Origin of the sequence: Streptomyces sp. VRA16 Mangrove soil, from assembly GCF_017377775.1 — a bacterium.
In the GTDB taxonomy this organism is placed as follows: Bacteria; Actinomycetota; Actinomycetes; order Streptomycetales; family Streptomycetaceae; genus Streptomyces.
In genome coordinates, this window is the sequence record NZ_JAFVLN010000001.1 from 1,321,135 (window position 1) to 1,335,182 (window position 14,048).

Annotated in this window: 11 protein-coding genes and 2 pseudogenes; 8 read left to right on the top strand and 5 right to left on the bottom strand. The window is 70.3% G+C overall.

Annotation, left to right across the window (positions count from 1 at the left end; translation table 11 throughout):
- Nucleotides 1-320: 320 nt before the first annotated feature.
- From J3486_RS05955 to J3486_RS05965, 3 genes and pseudogenes are all read left to right on the top strand, one after another.
- Nucleotides 321-731 (top strand): annotated as a pseudogene (locus J3486_RS05955) (Ig-like domain-containing protein); the annotation flags it as partial.
- 111 nt (nucleotides 732-842) lie between these two features.
- The gene (locus tag J3486_RS05960; protein WP_207818850.1) at nucleotides 843-1,427 is read left to right on the top strand and encodes a sigma-70 family RNA polymerase sigma factor; all 585 of its coding nucleotides are present in this window, start codon (nucleotides 843-845) and stop codon (nucleotides 1,425-1,427) included.
- Nucleotides 1,424-2,173, top strand: coding sequence for an anti-sigma factor domain-containing protein (locus J3486_RS05965; RefSeq protein WP_207818851.1), 750 nt, complete (start codon nucleotides 1,424-1,426; stop codon nucleotides 2,171-2,173). The genes J3486_RS05960 and J3486_RS05965 overlap by 4 nt, the downstream gene beginning before the upstream one ends.
- A 68-nt stretch (nucleotides 2,174-2,241) precedes the next feature.
- Here J3486_RS05965 and J3486_RS05970 read toward each other — a convergent pair whose 3' ends face one another.
- Nucleotides 2,242-2,823, bottom strand: coding sequence for a fasciclin domain-containing protein (locus J3486_RS05970; RefSeq protein WP_207818852.1), 582 nt, complete (start codon nucleotides 2,821-2,823; stop codon nucleotides 2,242-2,244).
- 339 nt (nucleotides 2,824-3,162) lie between these two features.
- Here J3486_RS05970 and J3486_RS05975 point away from each other — a divergent pair, with 339 nt between their 5' ends.
- Both J3486_RS05975 and J3486_RS05980 read left to right on the top strand, forming a co-directional pair.
- Nucleotides 3,163-3,810: a fasciclin domain-containing protein gene (locus J3486_RS05975; RefSeq protein ID WP_207818853.1), complete on the top strand. Its 648-nt coding sequence runs from the start codon at nucleotides 3,163-3,165 to the stop codon at nucleotides 3,808-3,810.
- Between the two features lie 253 nt (nucleotides 3,811-4,063).
- Entirely contained in the window at nucleotides 4,064-4,966 is a 903-nt protein-coding gene (locus J3486_RS05980; protein WP_207818854.1) for an oxygenase MpaB family protein, read from the top strand.
- A 106-nt stretch (nucleotides 4,967-5,072) separates the two neighbouring features.
- Here J3486_RS05980 and J3486_RS05985 read toward each other — a convergent pair whose 3' ends face one another.
- The gene (locus J3486_RS05985) at nucleotides 5,073-6,401 is read right to left on the bottom strand and encodes a glycosyltransferase (RefSeq protein WP_307804700.1); all 1,329 of its coding nucleotides are present in this window, start codon (nucleotides 6,399-6,401) and stop codon (nucleotides 5,073-5,075) included.
- 158 nt (nucleotides 6,402-6,559) lie between these two features.
- On the opposite strand from J3486_RS05985, the gene J3486_RS44890 reads away from it, so the two are divergent.
- Nucleotides 6,560-8,656: a glycosyltransferase family 4 protein gene (locus tag J3486_RS44890; RefSeq protein ID WP_207818856.1), complete on the top strand. Its 2,097-nt coding sequence runs from the start codon at nucleotides 6,560-6,562 to the stop codon at nucleotides 8,654-8,656.
- Between the two features lie 539 nt (nucleotides 8,657-9,195).
- Here the strand turns inward: J3486_RS44890 and J3486_RS05995 are convergent.
- Entirely contained in the window at nucleotides 9,196-9,909 is a 714-nt protein-coding gene (locus J3486_RS05995; protein ID WP_207818857.1) for a TetR/AcrR family transcriptional regulator, read from the bottom strand.
- A 160-nt stretch (nucleotides 9,910-10,069) separates the two neighbouring features.
- Between J3486_RS05995 and J3486_RS06000 the strand changes: the two genes are divergently transcribed.
- Both J3486_RS06000 and J3486_RS06005 read left to right on the top strand, forming a co-directional pair.
- Nucleotides 10,070-11,554 (top strand): MFS transporter, encoded by a 1,485-nt coding sequence (locus J3486_RS06000; RefSeq protein WP_207818858.1) that lies wholly within the window; start codon nucleotides 10,070-10,072, stop codon nucleotides 11,552-11,554.
- A gap of 94 nt (nucleotides 11,555-11,648) precedes the next feature.
- Nucleotides 11,649-11,819, top strand: a pseudogene (locus tag J3486_RS06005) (transcriptional regulator); the annotation flags it as partial.
- A gap of 153 nt (nucleotides 11,820-11,972) precedes the next feature.
- Here the strand turns inward: J3486_RS06005 and J3486_RS06010 are convergent.
- Nucleotides 11,973-12,434 carry a hypothetical protein gene (locus tag J3486_RS06010; RefSeq protein WP_207818859.1) on the bottom strand — a complete coding sequence of 154 codons (462 nt, stop codon included), beginning with the start codon at nucleotides 12,432-12,434 and terminating at the stop codon, nucleotides 11,973-11,975.
- Between the two features lie 4 nt (nucleotides 12,435-12,438).
- Nucleotides 12,439-13,014 (bottom strand): hypothetical protein, encoded by a 576-nt coding sequence (locus J3486_RS06015; protein ID WP_207818860.1) that lies wholly within the window; start codon nucleotides 13,012-13,014, stop codon nucleotides 12,439-12,441.
- Nucleotides 13,015-14,048 lie beyond the last annotated feature (1,034 nt).

The following is a 14,048-nucleotide window of genomic DNA, read 5'->3' on the forward strand; positions in this document are numbered from 1 at the left end:
AGGCGGCAACATCACGGGGCCGATCAAGCGTGTCGAGCCGCACGATCTCACGCGCGCCGCAGGGTTCAGGAGACGTCTGTAGGCGTCCATGCGCCGGTCGCAGAGTTTGTGCCGCCGCTCGCGACCGCGGGTCGGCAGGTGCGTGACCACGACGGCGGCGGTGGAGGCGACGGCGCTGACGGAGGCAGCGATCAGAGGGGCTCCAACGGGCTGCAAGGCCATGGTGGGAGGCCAGAGCGGTCCCCGGCCGTCCCGACACCCGTGTCTTCCGGGCGCTGTGCCGACCGCGAGAGCGCGACCCGTCCAGAGGGCCAGCTCCTGCAGCATGCCGGTGGAGCGAGGAGATCGCGTACGACGCGTACTGGGTCAGGCGCGCATGGGCGCAGCAGGCCCCGATCAAGACCGAGTCGCGTATCGACACCCCGAAGCCGTTCGCCCGGCCGAAAGCGGGGACCGTCATGGTGGCAGGCGTCGCCTGGGCGCAGCACCGCGGCATCGAGAAGGTCGAAGTGCGGGTCGACGACGGACCATGGGAGGAGGTCCGGCTCGCCGCCGAGGACACCCGCGACACCTGGCGACAGTGGTCCTACGCCTGGCAAGCCACCAAGGGCGGCCACACCCTGACCGTCCGGGCCACCGACCGCACCGGCGAGCCCCAGACCCAGAAGCGCACACCCACCCTCCCCGACGGCGCCTCAGGCTGGCAATCCGTTGTTGTCACCATCGACTGAAACGGAGTACCGGGGCCCACGCGCGAACACCTGCATTCGCCCGGGGGACTGTGAGTTACTGAGGCATCACGCTCCTCGCACCGCTGCCCCGGGGCAGCCGGAAGGCCGCACATGTCGCAAGCCCCACGTATCGGGGAGAGCCCAGCACACCAGCCCGATCTCGAGAAGCTCATGGCGGAGGTCGAACAAGGGGATCAGGACGCGTTCGCCGTGCTGTACGACGCGGTCGCCGGCCCTGTGTTCGGCACGGTGCACAAGGTCCTGCGCGATCACGCGCAGTCCGAGGAGGTGACACAGGAGGTCTTCGTCGAGGTGTGGCGCAACGCGGCCGCCTACCGCCCCGAGCGCGGCACGGCCATCACCTGGATCCTCACCCTGGCCCACCGGCGGACCGTCGACCGGATCCGCTCCGTCGAGTCCGCGGCCGCCCGCGATCACAAAGCGGCCCTGCTGGCGCACACTCCGGAGTTCGACCAGGTCAGCGAGCAAGTGGAGGCCCACTTCGAACGGGAGCAATTGCGGCGCTGCCTGCAGTCGCTCACCGAGATCCAGCGGCAGTCCGTGACGCTTGCCTACTACCAGGGCCTCACCTACCAGCAGGTCGCTGACAGACTGTCGGCTCCGTTGGGCACGATCAAGACGCGACTGCGGGACGGACTCATCCGGCTCCGCGACTGCCTGGGGGTGACCGCATGACCGACACACCCGATCTGCACATGCTCACCGGCGCCTACGCGTTGGACGCACTGGAGGACGAGGAACGCCAGGCCTTCGAGGCGCACTTGACCCGATGCGCCGCGTGCGAGCAGGAAGTGCGTGAGCTGTCCGCGGCTGCGGCACGGCTGGGCCTCGCCGCCACCCTGTCTCCACCTGCCCACCTGAAGAACCAGGTCATGGGTCGGATCACCGAGGTCCGCCAGGAACCGCCCCACGCACCCGTCTCCGTGGTGTACCGGCAGGCCCCGCGCGGGCGCGCGCTGCGCTGGGCGCTCGCCGCCTGCGTAGCCGGGATGGCCGTGCTCGGCGGTACGACGGTCTGGCAGCACCACCAGGCGGACGAGGCCCGCCGACAGGCGTGGGCCACCCAGGTCCAGTCCGAACGGATCGCCGAGGTGCTCTCCGCGCCGGACGCCAAGGTGGCCTCGGCCGCCGTCACGGGCGGGGCACACGGCTCGGTCGTCGTCTCGCGCAGCAGGGACAAGGCTGTCTTCATCGCATCCGGTATGGCCGAGCCGCCGAAGGGCAAGGTGTACGAGCTGTGGTTCGCCGACGGCGACCACATGCGCCCGGCCGGCCTGATGGATCCCTCCCGCGCCGATCAGAGCGTTCTGCTGGCCGGGGCTGTCGGCGAGGCCTCCGGCATGGGCGTGACCCTCGAACCGGCCGGAGGGTCGAAGCAGCCCACGACGCAGCCGCTGGCCCTGCTGGACCTGCCCGCCTGAGTCGGCCGCGTCAGGGGTGCGCCGGCACCGGGGCGCGCCCCTGACGCGGCCGTGCCGCGATGGAACCGTCACTTCTTGGGCATCAGGACGGTGTCGATGATGTGGACGGTGGCGTTCGAGGTCTGTACGTCGCCGCAGACGATGTTCGCGGTGTCGTTGACCTTGTACTTGTCGCCGGTCCCGGACGTGGTCAGGTTGCTTCCCTCCAGCGTTTTGAACGTGCCGTCGGCGAGTTTGCCCTGGGTGACCTTCTCGCCCACCACGTGGTAGGTAAGGATCTTGGTGAGCTGGGCCTTGTCGTTGAGGACCTTGTCCAGGTCGGCTTTCGGGATCTTCGCGAAGGCCTCGTTGGTCGGCGCGAACACCGTGATGTCCTTGGCGTTGTTCAGGGTGTCCACCAGGCCGGCCTTCTTGACCGCGGTCACCAGAGTGGACAGTTCGGGGTTGTGGGACGCGGCGGTGGCCACCGGGTCCTTGGCCATGCCGTCGAACGAGCCGGCACCGTCCTTCGGCACCGACGCACACGCCGGACCGAACGGTCCGCTCATGTCGTCGGCCGAGGCGGCCGGGGCCAGCGTCGCCAGTGACAGCGGCAGCGCCAGTGCCGCGGAACCGACCAGGATCCGGACGCTTGCGTGGTGAGTGTTCATGATCAACCCTCCAGTGCAGCGGGCCCGCCGGGCCCCCGAGCGGCCCAGAGCCGGTGAGGCCGCGGGCTGCCGGGGTCGGTGCATCCTTCGCGCCCTCACATCAGTGATTCGTCACCACCCCCTCTGGCGGATTGCCCCGATAAGTAAAATTTGTCGATTTCGACATCCGGGCCCCGGCACCCGGATCACCGTGGAGCGGCGGGAGCGCCCGCAGACATCGGGCGCCATTCGTACACGGATCACTCTTTCGGGGTCTGACCAATCCGCCGTCCCGGGCGCACCGGATCACCGGTGATGAAGGCGGATGGCCTTCACCGTTCCGATCGCTGAGGGATTGTCATGCAGACTCCACTCCGTCGTGTCGCCGTCGCCGTCGCTGCCGCCGCCCTGCTGCCGCTGGCCCTGACCGCGTGCTCCGACAGCGACTCCAAGGACAAGGCTTCCGGCAGTGCCGCTTCGGCGTCGAAGGCATCGGGCACGCCCAGCGCCTCCAACGACATGAGCACCACCGATCAGCCGTTCGGTACCGCGTGCGCGTCGGTGCCGGAGGACGGGGCCGGCTCCTTCGACGGCATGGCCAAGGACCCGGTCGCCACCGCCGCCTCGAACAACCCGGCCCTGTCCACCCTCGTCACCGCCGTGAAGAAGGCCGGCCTGGTCGACACCCTCAACAACGCCCAGAACATCACGGTCTTCGCGCCGACCAACGAGGCCTTCGCGAAGATCCCGAAGGCGGACCTGGACAAGGTCCTCAACGACAAGGCCCAGCTCACCAAGATCCTCACGTACCACGTGGTGGGCCAGAAGCTGGCCCCGAAGGACCTGGAGAACGGCTCCTTCGAGACCCTGGAGAAGTCGAAGCTCACCACGTCGGGCTCCGGTGAGTCCTACAAGGTCAACGACTCGGCCAAGGTGGTCTGCGGCAACGTGAAGACCGCCAACGCCACCGTCTACATCATCGACACCGTCCTCATGCCGAAGAGCTGAACCACTCCGTGCGGCCCTGCCCCGTGCCGGGCCGCACACCGAGTCCGCGGGACCGTACGACGGCCCTGTGCGCGTGAACGCCTCACGACCGCCCGAGAGCCCGGCCTTGTCTGCTGTGCCGTGCGACGTGCACGAGATCGCCCGAAGACCGCGCGGAGCCCTCGTGCCCCCCCCGTGACCGCATCCGTCACGGCGCCGTGGGCGGAAGGATCAGCACAAGGAGATCCAAGGGTGACGTCCGCGAGGTAGCCGCATGACCATCGTTCCCCCGCGCGCCCTGGAACCGTTGCGCCGACGAGCCGGGCAGATCCTGTTCACTCGCGTCGCCGGATCCGAGGGCCCCCGTAATCGCGCACTGATCCATGGCACTCCCGGGCCCCGGTGGTTTCCGCCGGACAGCCCCGTACGTCGCGTGCACGCCGACAGCGCCATGTTCATCGGCGGGCTGTCGGCCCTGCTGTTGCAGACCCTTCACCCGGTGGCGATGGCCGCGGTCGCCGCCCACTCCGGCTACCGCGGCGACCCCTGGGGCCGTCTGCACCGCACCAGCACGTTCCTCGCCACCACGACGTACGGGACCGCGGATGCTGCACAAGCAGCCTGCGACCGGGTCAACGCCGTGCATGCCGGGATCCGGGGCATCACCGAACGGGGCGTCACCTACCGCGCCTGTGACCCGCACCTCGTCGAGTGGGTCCACATCGCCGAGGTCGGTTCCTTCCTGCGGGCCCACCAGCGTTTCGGCGCCCACCGGCTCACGGCCGACGAGTGCGACGAGTACGTCGCGCAGACGGCACGCATCGCCCGCGCCCTCGGAGTGCCCGAACCGCCCCTGACCGTGGCCGAGTTGCGGGCCCGCATCTCGGCCTACCGCCCCGAACTGCGGCCGACGACGCAGGCACTGGACACCGCCCGCTACCTGATGTTCAGCCCACCGCTCCCCGTCGCCGCCCTGCCCGTCTACGCCGTACTCGCGTCCAACGCTGTAGCCCTGCTGCCACCGTGGGCGGCGGCGCAACTACGCCTGCCACGCTGGGGGCGCGCGGAACGATGGACGGTCCGGCCGGCGGGCAGGCTCGCCACCGGCGCGATCCGCTGGGCGATGCGTGACCCCGCGCAAACCGGGTCGGTGCCGGTGTCCGCGCCCAGTTCTTGACGCCGCGCGAAACCCGGGCTCCGGATCCTCGGCACAATCGATGTCCGGGCCCGGACGAGAGGCCCGCCGCGAGAGCTTGAGTCGGCCAAGGAGATCGGTCCGCGGTTCACCGGCTCACGGTGGCTTTTCCCATGGAGACCAGGAGTTGCGCGGCGGCGTGTCCGGGACCGCGTGCGGCGAGCGCGGCCGACCAGCGCGCCATGCCGGGGCGGACGGTGCGCTGCAGGGCGTCCAGTGCCGACCCCACCTCGCGCGCCGACAGACGGTTGGGATCGCGGACGATGCCGACTCCGGCACGTTCCGCATCGCGTGCGATGGCGAACTGGTCGCTGGAGAACGGCAGGATCAACGCGGCCACACCGAAGCGCAGGCATTCGGTGAACGAGTTGTTGCCCCCGTGGTGGACCATCGCGTCCACATGGGGCAGCAGGGCCTGCTGGGGAACGGACCCGGCGACAACGACGCGATCGTCTTCCGCCAGATCGGCGAGGCAGGCCGTGCGCCGGCCCGCAGCCACCACGACCGCCGTCGTGACGGGCCCCTGAAGGGCACCCTGGACGACAGTTCTCAGGACGTCGTCCCGGGCACCCAGGAACGTGCCGAGCGCCACCAGGACGACCCTGTCCGCTGTGGCGCGCAGTCTCCGCAGGCGCCCGGTCCACACCTCGTCGAGCGGTTCGAGCGGGCCGGTCATGTGCCCCGCATAGACATGTCGCTGCCCCTCGGGCGGCACGGGCAGCCACGGCAGCCGCGGATACGCGTAGACGACCGAGAGGGGCGAGGCCAGCGCGAACGCGCGGTCCACCCTGGGGGCCTCCGGTGCCGTGGCGTGAATGAACTCGTCGAACAGCGCCGTGAAGGAGCTGTCGTTGTCCTGGGCCACGGTGATCAACTCTGCCAGCTCTCGTGCAGCAGGTTGCAGAGCGGACGGCCAGTCGTAGGGGACACCGAACCACTGGCCCTCCGCGCCGGGGATGTAGGTCGGGTGCCCCGGGCAGTACGTCGCGTACCTGACCCGCAGGCAGTGCAGGGCGAGCGTGACCGCGTAGCTGAGCTGGTCCACGACGTACCAGTCGGGTCGTAGCCGTTCGTGGAGCGCGCGGAGTTCCTCGAAGACGGTGTGGGGAGCGGACAGCATGTCCGCCCGGCGGTGACGCGCCTGCGTCATCAACGTGTCGACCGCACCCCGCCGGGTGGCATCCAGGAACTCGTGCAGTCTGGCCGCCTCGGAGGCTGCCTGTTCCGTCGCCTCGGCCACGCCGGTGTTGGCGTTACGGGTCACGGTCAGCGGGACGAACCGGACGCCGGCACGCTCGGCCAGGTCCGCGAAGGCGGGGGAACAGGCGAAGTGCACGTCGGCGCCTCGCGCCCGCAGGGCGGCGGCCAGTACCGACAGGGGACGGGCGTGCGAGAAGAACGGCGGACTGATGATCACGACGCGTGGCATGACCGACGTTCGGCCGGGCCGGGCCAGACGGATGCACCGGACGACGGGCAGCGCGTCGCCGGCTGCTCCCGCACACCCGGCCGCATCCGTGTGCACCGTGTCGGCAGAAGTCGCTGCGATTCCTCTTCCGCGCAGAAGGAGACCGCGTGTCGACCTCAGTCCAGCCGTGCGATACCGCCTCGTCAGCGCTGCGCCACGACGCTCACGACCCGCTGGTGAGCGCACGGCACGCCTTCTTCCGCGGCACGCACGCGTCGCGCTCGGCTCCTCCCACGAGCACGCAGCGGGCGAGCGACCTGGAACGGCTGCTCGACGCCGAGTACGCGCCGCGTTTGCGTCTCGGCGAGGCAGGCGCGCGTGAGCCGAGCACCGCCGACCTCACCCTCGCCCGCCTTCGGCGACTGTGCCGCCTCGCGGCACCGCTCTCACCCGAAGCCCTGCTCGCCCATGACCGCCAGGGGCCGCTGCTGGACTCCGTCCTGGCCGAGATGTGGACGGACACCGTGCGCAGCTACGGGAGGCCGCGCGCCGAGGCCGTCCTGCGCCGTCTGCTCACACGGACGGACACGGATCACCTCCGTACGACGTTCCTGCTGGACTGCGCGGAATCGACGGGGCTGCGTCCCCTGTCGGCGGACGAGGCGACCGCCCTGCCCCTCGTCGGCAGCCGTGCCGCCAGGCATGCCCTGTGGCGGTATCTGCACAGCCTGCCCGACGGCCCGGCACACCTGCCCGGGACCGGGCAGCCGAACGACCCGTACGAACGACTGCTCCTGGAGGCACCGGCCGCGCGGGCCGAGGGAGCGCGGCGGCCGTCCGGGCTCGTCGTCGCACAGACGATGCTCCAGGGCGACCTCGACGCTCCCGGCCGGGGAGCCAGCGGCGGAATGGCCGTCCTCCTGGACGGGCTCGGGGACCGGCTCGCGCGCAACGAACACATCGACCATGTCGTGACCGTGGTGACGGTGGGGCGCGCCGCCCTGGCGCACGATTCCCGCCTCGTGCACGAGCGCCGCCCCGGCCACTGGATCGTGCGCCTGCCCGTCGACGCGCAGGCGCCGCCCTCGCCCGACCACTGGCCGGAGCACCGGGCCGCGCTCAGCTGGTGGGCGACGCGGCTGCTGGCCGCCCTGCCCCGACGTGTGGACGTACTGCACGTCAGGTACGCCGACGATGCCGCGCTGGCCCTCGCGCAGGCCGCCCGCCGGACGGGAGCACGCCTGGTGTTCACCGCCACGCCCGATCCGCATCGCACGATCGCGCAGAAGTACGCCGGCGCCGAGCCGCTGGGCGCGGAGCGAGCGGGACAGCTCCGCGGCGACCTGCACCGCGTGTTCTGCGCGGACCGTCTCGTGCAGCGTGCCGATGAGGTCATCGGGATCGCCGGTCCCTGTGGAGCCGGGGATCTGGTTCGCCATTTCCCCCTTCTGGAAGACCGCTACGGAGTCACCGGGCCCGCCGCGCCTCCCGAGGGAATCACCCCTTACGTGACGGCGCAGGACGAGGAGGCGCGGCGGCGCAAGGCGCTGGAGGACCTGTTCGCCGGTGGGAACCGCCCGGACGCGTTGTCACCGGACGACCGGAAACTGCCGCTTCTGCTGTGTGTGGGCCGCCTGCACCCCGTCAAGCAGCAGGCCCTTTTGGTCCGTACGTGGCTCACGACGGAACTGTGGCGCTCGACCACCCTGGTGTTGGTCGGCGGCAGCCCCACGGACCCCTCCGAGCACGAGCTGCGGACACAGGCCACGATCCGAGCCCTGCTCGACGGCCACGGAGCCGCAGCGACACGCCTGGCGATGATTCCCGCGCTGCCGAACGCCGAGATCAGACGCCTGGAGCACGCTCTCGCCGATACCGATACCGATACCGATACCGATACCGATACCGGTACCGGCGTCGGCCCTGCGGCGGCCTGGTACGTCTGCCCGAGCGTCAAGGAGGAGTTCGGCATCGCGATCCTGGAGGCAATGGAGGCGGGTCTGCCGGCCGCCGGGCCGCGCCGTGGGGGAGTGGCCCACTACCTGCGCGACGGGGACAACGGCATCCTGCTCGACACATCCAGTCCCTCGGCCCTGGCCCGCGGGCTCCACCGGATCAAGAACCTGCCCGAAGCCCGCCGTCAGGACATGGCCCGCGCCGCCCGGGACACCGCCACAACCCGCTACGCGCTGTCCGACATGGCCGATGCCCTGGCTGCCACGTACGCGGCGACGGCAGCGCGGCGGGCCGAGTACGGTGCGTGACGCGAGGCCCGCAATGACCGGTGACCCGGTCAGGCAGCGCTGCTCGTGGGGGCGCGGCTGAAACACACCGTTTCGTGGGCGGCCCCTTGTTGGGCCGTTTTCGCGGCGGTCGGCGTGTTGCTGCATGGGCCGCTTCTCACCGGCCGTCTCCTCGGTCTGGCCCGTGCGTGTTGAACGCCTGTGTCGTGGCACCGCCGGGGACGGCGCTCCCGCGCCGTGCCGGCCCCGGCCATCCGGTGCGCTTGGTCGTGGCCGGCCCGCTCCGGCCGTGCGTACGGTTGGCCGGGCCGTGGCGGCTGCTCTGGCGGCGGGTGACGGGGCGCCATGATGAGTTCGGCAAGACGGAACGCTGATCGTCACACCATCCGCCGCCGTACGGGTACGGGAGTTCACCTCGTGTCACCCGTTGCCGCGATACCGCCGAACACCTTTGGTCAAGCGGCAGGTGAAGACCTAGGTCCCCGTCGGTGAAGGCGACCGTGAAGGACGTCTCCTGCGCCCGCTGCCGTGGCGCGGGCGGACGGGCCCGTCCGCCGGTTCTAGCGCGGCGGTGTCAGCCCGAGTGTGTGGATCAGGTCGTGCATGTCGGCCTCGTAGAGCTTGCCCGGGTCGGTGACCTGATGGCGCAGGTGGCCGTAGATCTCCAAGGTGAGCAGGCCGTGCATCCGGCTCCACAGGCGCAGGCAGAGAGCCACGGCCGCGGGGGGCAGATCGGGGAAGGACTCGCGGGTCAGGGCGGTCAGGCTCGGCTGGAAGTCGGACCAGTCGTAGTCGGAGCCCTTCTCGGCGGCGGATGCCTCGGGCCAGGCGGAGGCCACCAGGTCGAGAAGCACCGCACACAAGCGGTGCTCGGCCTCCTGAGCGGCACCGGCCGCCGGGGGCTGGTAGCCCGGCACCGGATCGCCGTAGAGCAGGCGGAATTCCTCCGGGTGAGCCACGGCCCAGGTGCGGTAGGCGCGGGCGTGGGCCAGCATCTGCGCGGCCGGACTGCCGGTCGGCGCGCCTTGATGTGAGGCCTCAAGGGTCTGCGCCAGCGACTCGTAGACATCGACGGTCAGAGCCGTGATCAGGTCGTCGCGATTGGCGAAGTAACTGTAGATCGCGCCCGCCGTCATGCCCATCTCGCGGGCGATCCCGCGCAGCGAGACGGCGGCTGGCCCCCCGGTCGCCATGTGCTTGAGCGCAATCGACTTGATCTCGGACGTGGTCTCGACCCGCAGGCGGGCCCGCCGACTCTGCGTCGCTTCTCCCATGGTTGACACCCTAACAGCGTTGAGTCAGAGTACGCCGCATAGAAACTGAACGCCGTGTAGAAAACAATCACCGTTCAGGAAGTGCTTCGCCGATCAGTGAAACGTGGGGCGGGCGGCAGCCGCCGGGCCCCAACCCTCCTGCCACGTAAGGAAGCAACCTGTGGTTGACACCACGTCCAGAAAGAGCGGGCAACGGACCGGGCCGATGCTCGCGCTCCTGGCCTTCGCCCAGTTCGTCGTCGCCGTCGACTACAACATCGTGTTCGTCGCCCTGCCGGACATCGGCAGCGCACTCGGCTTCACCGCCCAGTCCCTGCAATGGGTCATCAGCGCCTACGCCGTGGCTTTCGGCGGATTCCTGCTCTTCGGCGGCCGGCTCGTGGACCGGCTGGGCGCCCGCCGCATCTTCGTCCTCGGCCTGAGCCTCTTCGGCCTTGCCTGCCTCGTGGGAGGCCTCGCCGACAGCCCGGCCGTCCTCATCACCGCACGCGCCATCCAGGGGTTCGGCGCCGCACTGCTCTCCCCGGCCACCCTGACCCTGATCAACACTCGCTTCGCCGAAGGGTCCCAGCGCAACAGGGCCCTTGCCCTCTGGGGCGCCTGCGGCAGCGGCGGCCTGGCCGCCGGAGCTCTGCTCGGCGGCGTGCTCACCCAGGCCTGGGGCTGGGAATGGGTCCTCCTCGTCCTCGTCCCACTCGCCCTGCTCGCGGCCGTCCTCGCCCCCGCCACCCTCGCTCAGGACCAACGCTCCACCACGCCTCGGGGCAGCTTCGATGCAGCAGGGGCGGTCCTTGCGACCCTCGGCTCGTCGCTGCTGGTACTCGGCCTGGTCAGTGGCCCGGAAACGGGATGGGGGTCACTGCGAGGAGCCGGATCGATCGTCACCGGTGCGGCGCTTCTCGCCGTCTTCGTCCTCGTCGAGAGCAAGGTCCGCAGCCCGCTCGTCCCGCTGCGGCTGTTCCGCAACCGCAGCCTGGTCACCGCCATTCTGATCATTCTCGTCTTCCAGAGTGCCCTGGGCGGCGCCTACTACCTCTTCACCAACTATCTGCAGGGCGTGCTCTCCTACGACGCTGTGGAAGCGGGTCTGACCTTCGTGCCGCTGACCGTCATCTCCATGGCCGCCTCACTGAGACTGGCCGGAGCCCTGCTCGCCAAGTGGGGGCCGCGGGCCACCCTGTTCCTCGGCATGTTCACCAACGGGACAGGCATGATCGTGTTGGCCGCTGCCATGTCCACCAGCGCCTCCTTCTGGGGCTTGGTGCCCGGCCTGATCATCTGGGGCGTGGGCGGCGGAGTGACCTTCCCCGCTATGTTCGCCTGTGCCGCCTCCGGAGTTGCTCCGCAGGAAGCCGGTGCCGCTTCCGCGCTGGCCACCGCCTCCCAGCAGATCGGCGGCGCCGCTGGTCTCGCCCTGCTCGTTGCTGTGGCCACCGCAGGACTGGCCACGGGCTCCGGCGTCGCACCAGCCGTCGCCGACATGGCTGAAGGCCTGCGCACCGCGATGTGGATCGGCGGCGCCGCCTCCGTCCTCGGCGGACTGCTCGCCTTCACCCTCAGCAAGCCCGCGACTGTGCTGCAGGCCAAGAACGTTGAGACCCCACAGGAACGAACGAGCCAGTCCGGTGCTCTGAACGGCCGCTGACCGTGAGCCGGTTCACGGCGGGCCCTCGATGCTGGCACTGAATCGGCGGCGGTGTATCAGGGGAACGTTCTCCAGGGCACCGGGAAACGACCGACGACATCTCGGGCTGGTGACGGGTGAGCGTCACGGTCGTTCGATCGTCTATGCCCCCTACGACAATCACGTCGCCGAGTTCCTCGACCAGGCGCTGTTCCATGTCGAGCATTTGAGGATGGGCGTGCGTGACGTTCCCGCCGTCGTGCCGGAGCCCGCTGCCGGGGACTGACCGGGCCGGTCGTTCTCCGCCGCCAGGGCGGCCCGGCCATCCCCTCGGGGCGCGTGGTTGTGACGGGGCGAAGGGCGGTGGTCCGGGCCGGACGTGCGGGGCGCAGTCTGCGGCGTCGTCGCAGTCCGCAGAGTTCTCTGCCTGCGGGGGCTTTCAGCGCTGGTGGGTGGCGCGGTGCCAGGTCTGCATGGTCTCTTCGGTGGCCGGCTGCGGTGTGGTTTCGGTGACTTGGCCGTGCGTGTCGTGCGGTTCGTCGAAGGGGAAGGTGGCGAACACGTAGGCGCGTCCGGTCTTGAGGTGTGTGTGGCCGCTTTCCACGGCGACTGTCAGGTCGCCGTGGACGGCCCCTTTGTGGACGGCCTTGACGTGCACGGGATAGACGTCCCGGGCAAGGCCGTTGATCTGCTGCTGGGATGCGGGGCTGACGACGGTGGCGGTGAACACCTCGTCGGCGGTTCGGGACACCTCGTGCGGGTCGTCCGGGTCGTACGTGGTGATCGATTCTCGTGCGACGGGGGCCGCGGCCCACTGCTGGTAGCCCAGCCAGCCCGCCCCGGTCAGGAGTGCGGCCAGCGTGAGAGCGCCGGTGGTGACGATGGATCGGGTACGGGGCATGCGGTCATCCCCACAGCTTGTGGTAGTTCTTGCGGTCGGTTGCGGTGGGCAGGGCGTCGGCCTGCACGTCGTCGATCTCCTTGGCCATCAACGTGGGATACCAGCCGGGGTTCTTGTGGCAGAAGCCGGGTGCGTGTCCCAGCTCGTGGGCGGCCACCATCCGCCGGCACATGTCGTCCCCGTACTGCTTGCCCTTGTCGAGATAGGCGCGGTTGAAGTAGAGGGTGTCCGCTCCTGGGAAGGGCGCGTAGCGGCCCAGGACACCTTTCCAGTCCTTCTTCGCGCTGTTGGCGTCCTGCCGTTGCAGGTCGGCGATCGATGTGGAGTCGTCGGGCCTGAGTTTGACCTGGCTCAGCCCCTGTGTGCTCCATGCCGTGTTCGCGTGGCGGCAGGCGTCGTTGAACTTGGTCTCGTCCTCCCGGCGCACCTCCGTGTCGTCCGCGGCCGAGCGGCCGCGGGGGTCTTTCTGCCCGTCCATGCAGGTGGCCGGAGCGGCCGTCACGGCGTCGGGCGGCGGCTGCGGCAGGGCGATCAGGCTCGCAGCCAGAACGGCTGCGCCCCATGCGAGTTCGAGCGACATCAATCTCCCGGTGAGCGGTGCAAGGGGGGCGGACAGTGGGCTGAGGTGCCCTCGACCGGGCGAGCGTGCGCAGTGCGGACAGGGCACCGGCCGGGCGCATTCGAGTCTCGGGCGTCTGCCTTCACGGGTGCGAGCACGATGCCCAGGGGGGGGGCGAATGCGGCGGTGCCGCGCCGCAGGTGGTGTCGAGAGGGGCGCGAACAGATCGTCATCTTCGTATCGGCTTCACCGCGGCTGTGCCGCGGAGACACCCACGCAGTCACCCACCTGGGGAGAGAGTCAGCCGGTCACACGAAGGGTGGGACGTGGTGCTCGGGCGGCTCGGCGGGCGACGGGCCGGGGCGGGCTGCCGTCGCCCGGCCAGGTGGATGACTCGCCCGGGGGTGTTCCCTCTCCCTGCACGCCGGCGGCCTGCGGCGTGCGGCCTGCACGGCGCGGTCGCCGCGCGTCGCGTCTTCGACGAGTTCCGGGACGTGTTCGAGGCAGGTGGGATTGCCGGGCGGCACCGGCCGTCAGCGCCCGCCGCGCAGCGGGACTGCACACGACGTTCCCTGGGGCGTCCGGCGTCCTGGTCGAGCCCGCCCGGGACGACGCGAGCGCTCTGCGTGACCTGCTCCGCGGACGCGATGTTGCGACCTGTGTGCGAACGCGGGTGGCGCCGGAGTGTGGATCGAAGGCCGGCCGGCTTCGGACCGGCGTTGAGTTGGCCGGCGGAGTCGGTGGCGGCGGCGGGGCCACAGCGGTCCGTGTCGGAGTCGTACAGGGGCTTGAAGTTCTTCTCGTGCGGGGTCGGGTTCTCGGGAAGGTTGTGCAGGACGCCCGCGGGCGCGGTGAACGGCGGGGCGAGGGTGGGTGTGCAGGTGCTGGCGGCGATGGTGACGGCTTGGCGGGGTGGCGGGTTGCGATGGGGGGGGGCAGGGGTTTTGGAGTGGGGGTCCGTTGTTGATCTCGACCGTGATGTTCAGGGTGGGGCAGGGCCTGCCGGTTGGAGGCAGGTGGACGGAGGATTCCCCGCGAGACGGGAGATGGCGGTT

Bases quoted from the DNA above. Each gene is read 5' to 3' on its own strand.
- J3486_RS05960 (WP_207818850.1), top strand. From the start codon at position 843: ATGTCGCAAGCCCCACGTATCGGGGAGAGCCCAGCACACCAGCCCGAT.
- J3486_RS05965 (WP_207818851.1), top strand. From the start codon at position 1,424: ATGACCGACACACCCGATCTGCACATGCTCACCGGCGCCTACGCGTTG.
- J3486_RS05970 (WP_207818852.1), bottom strand. From the start codon at position 2,823: ATGAACACTCACCACGCAAGCGTCCGGATCCTGGTCGGTTCCGCGGCA.
- J3486_RS05975 (WP_207818853.1), top strand. From the start codon at position 3,163: ATGCAGACTCCACTCCGTCGTGTCGCCGTCGCCGTCGCTGCCGCCGCC.
- J3486_RS05980 (WP_207818854.1), top strand. From the start codon at position 4,064: ATGACCATCGTTCCCCCGCGCGCCCTGGAACCGTTGCGCCGACGAGCC.
- J3486_RS05995 (WP_207818857.1), bottom strand. From the start codon at position 9,909: ATGGGAGAAGCGACGCAGAGTCGGCGGGCCCGCCTGCGGGTCGAGACC.
- J3486_RS06010 (WP_207818859.1), bottom strand. From the start codon at position 12,434: ATGCCCCGTACCCGATCCATCGTCACCACCGGCGCTCTCACGCTGGCC.
- J3486_RS06015 (WP_207818860.1), bottom strand. From the start codon at position 13,014: ATGTCGCTCGAACTCGCATGGGGCGCAGCCGTTCTGGCTGCGAGCCTG.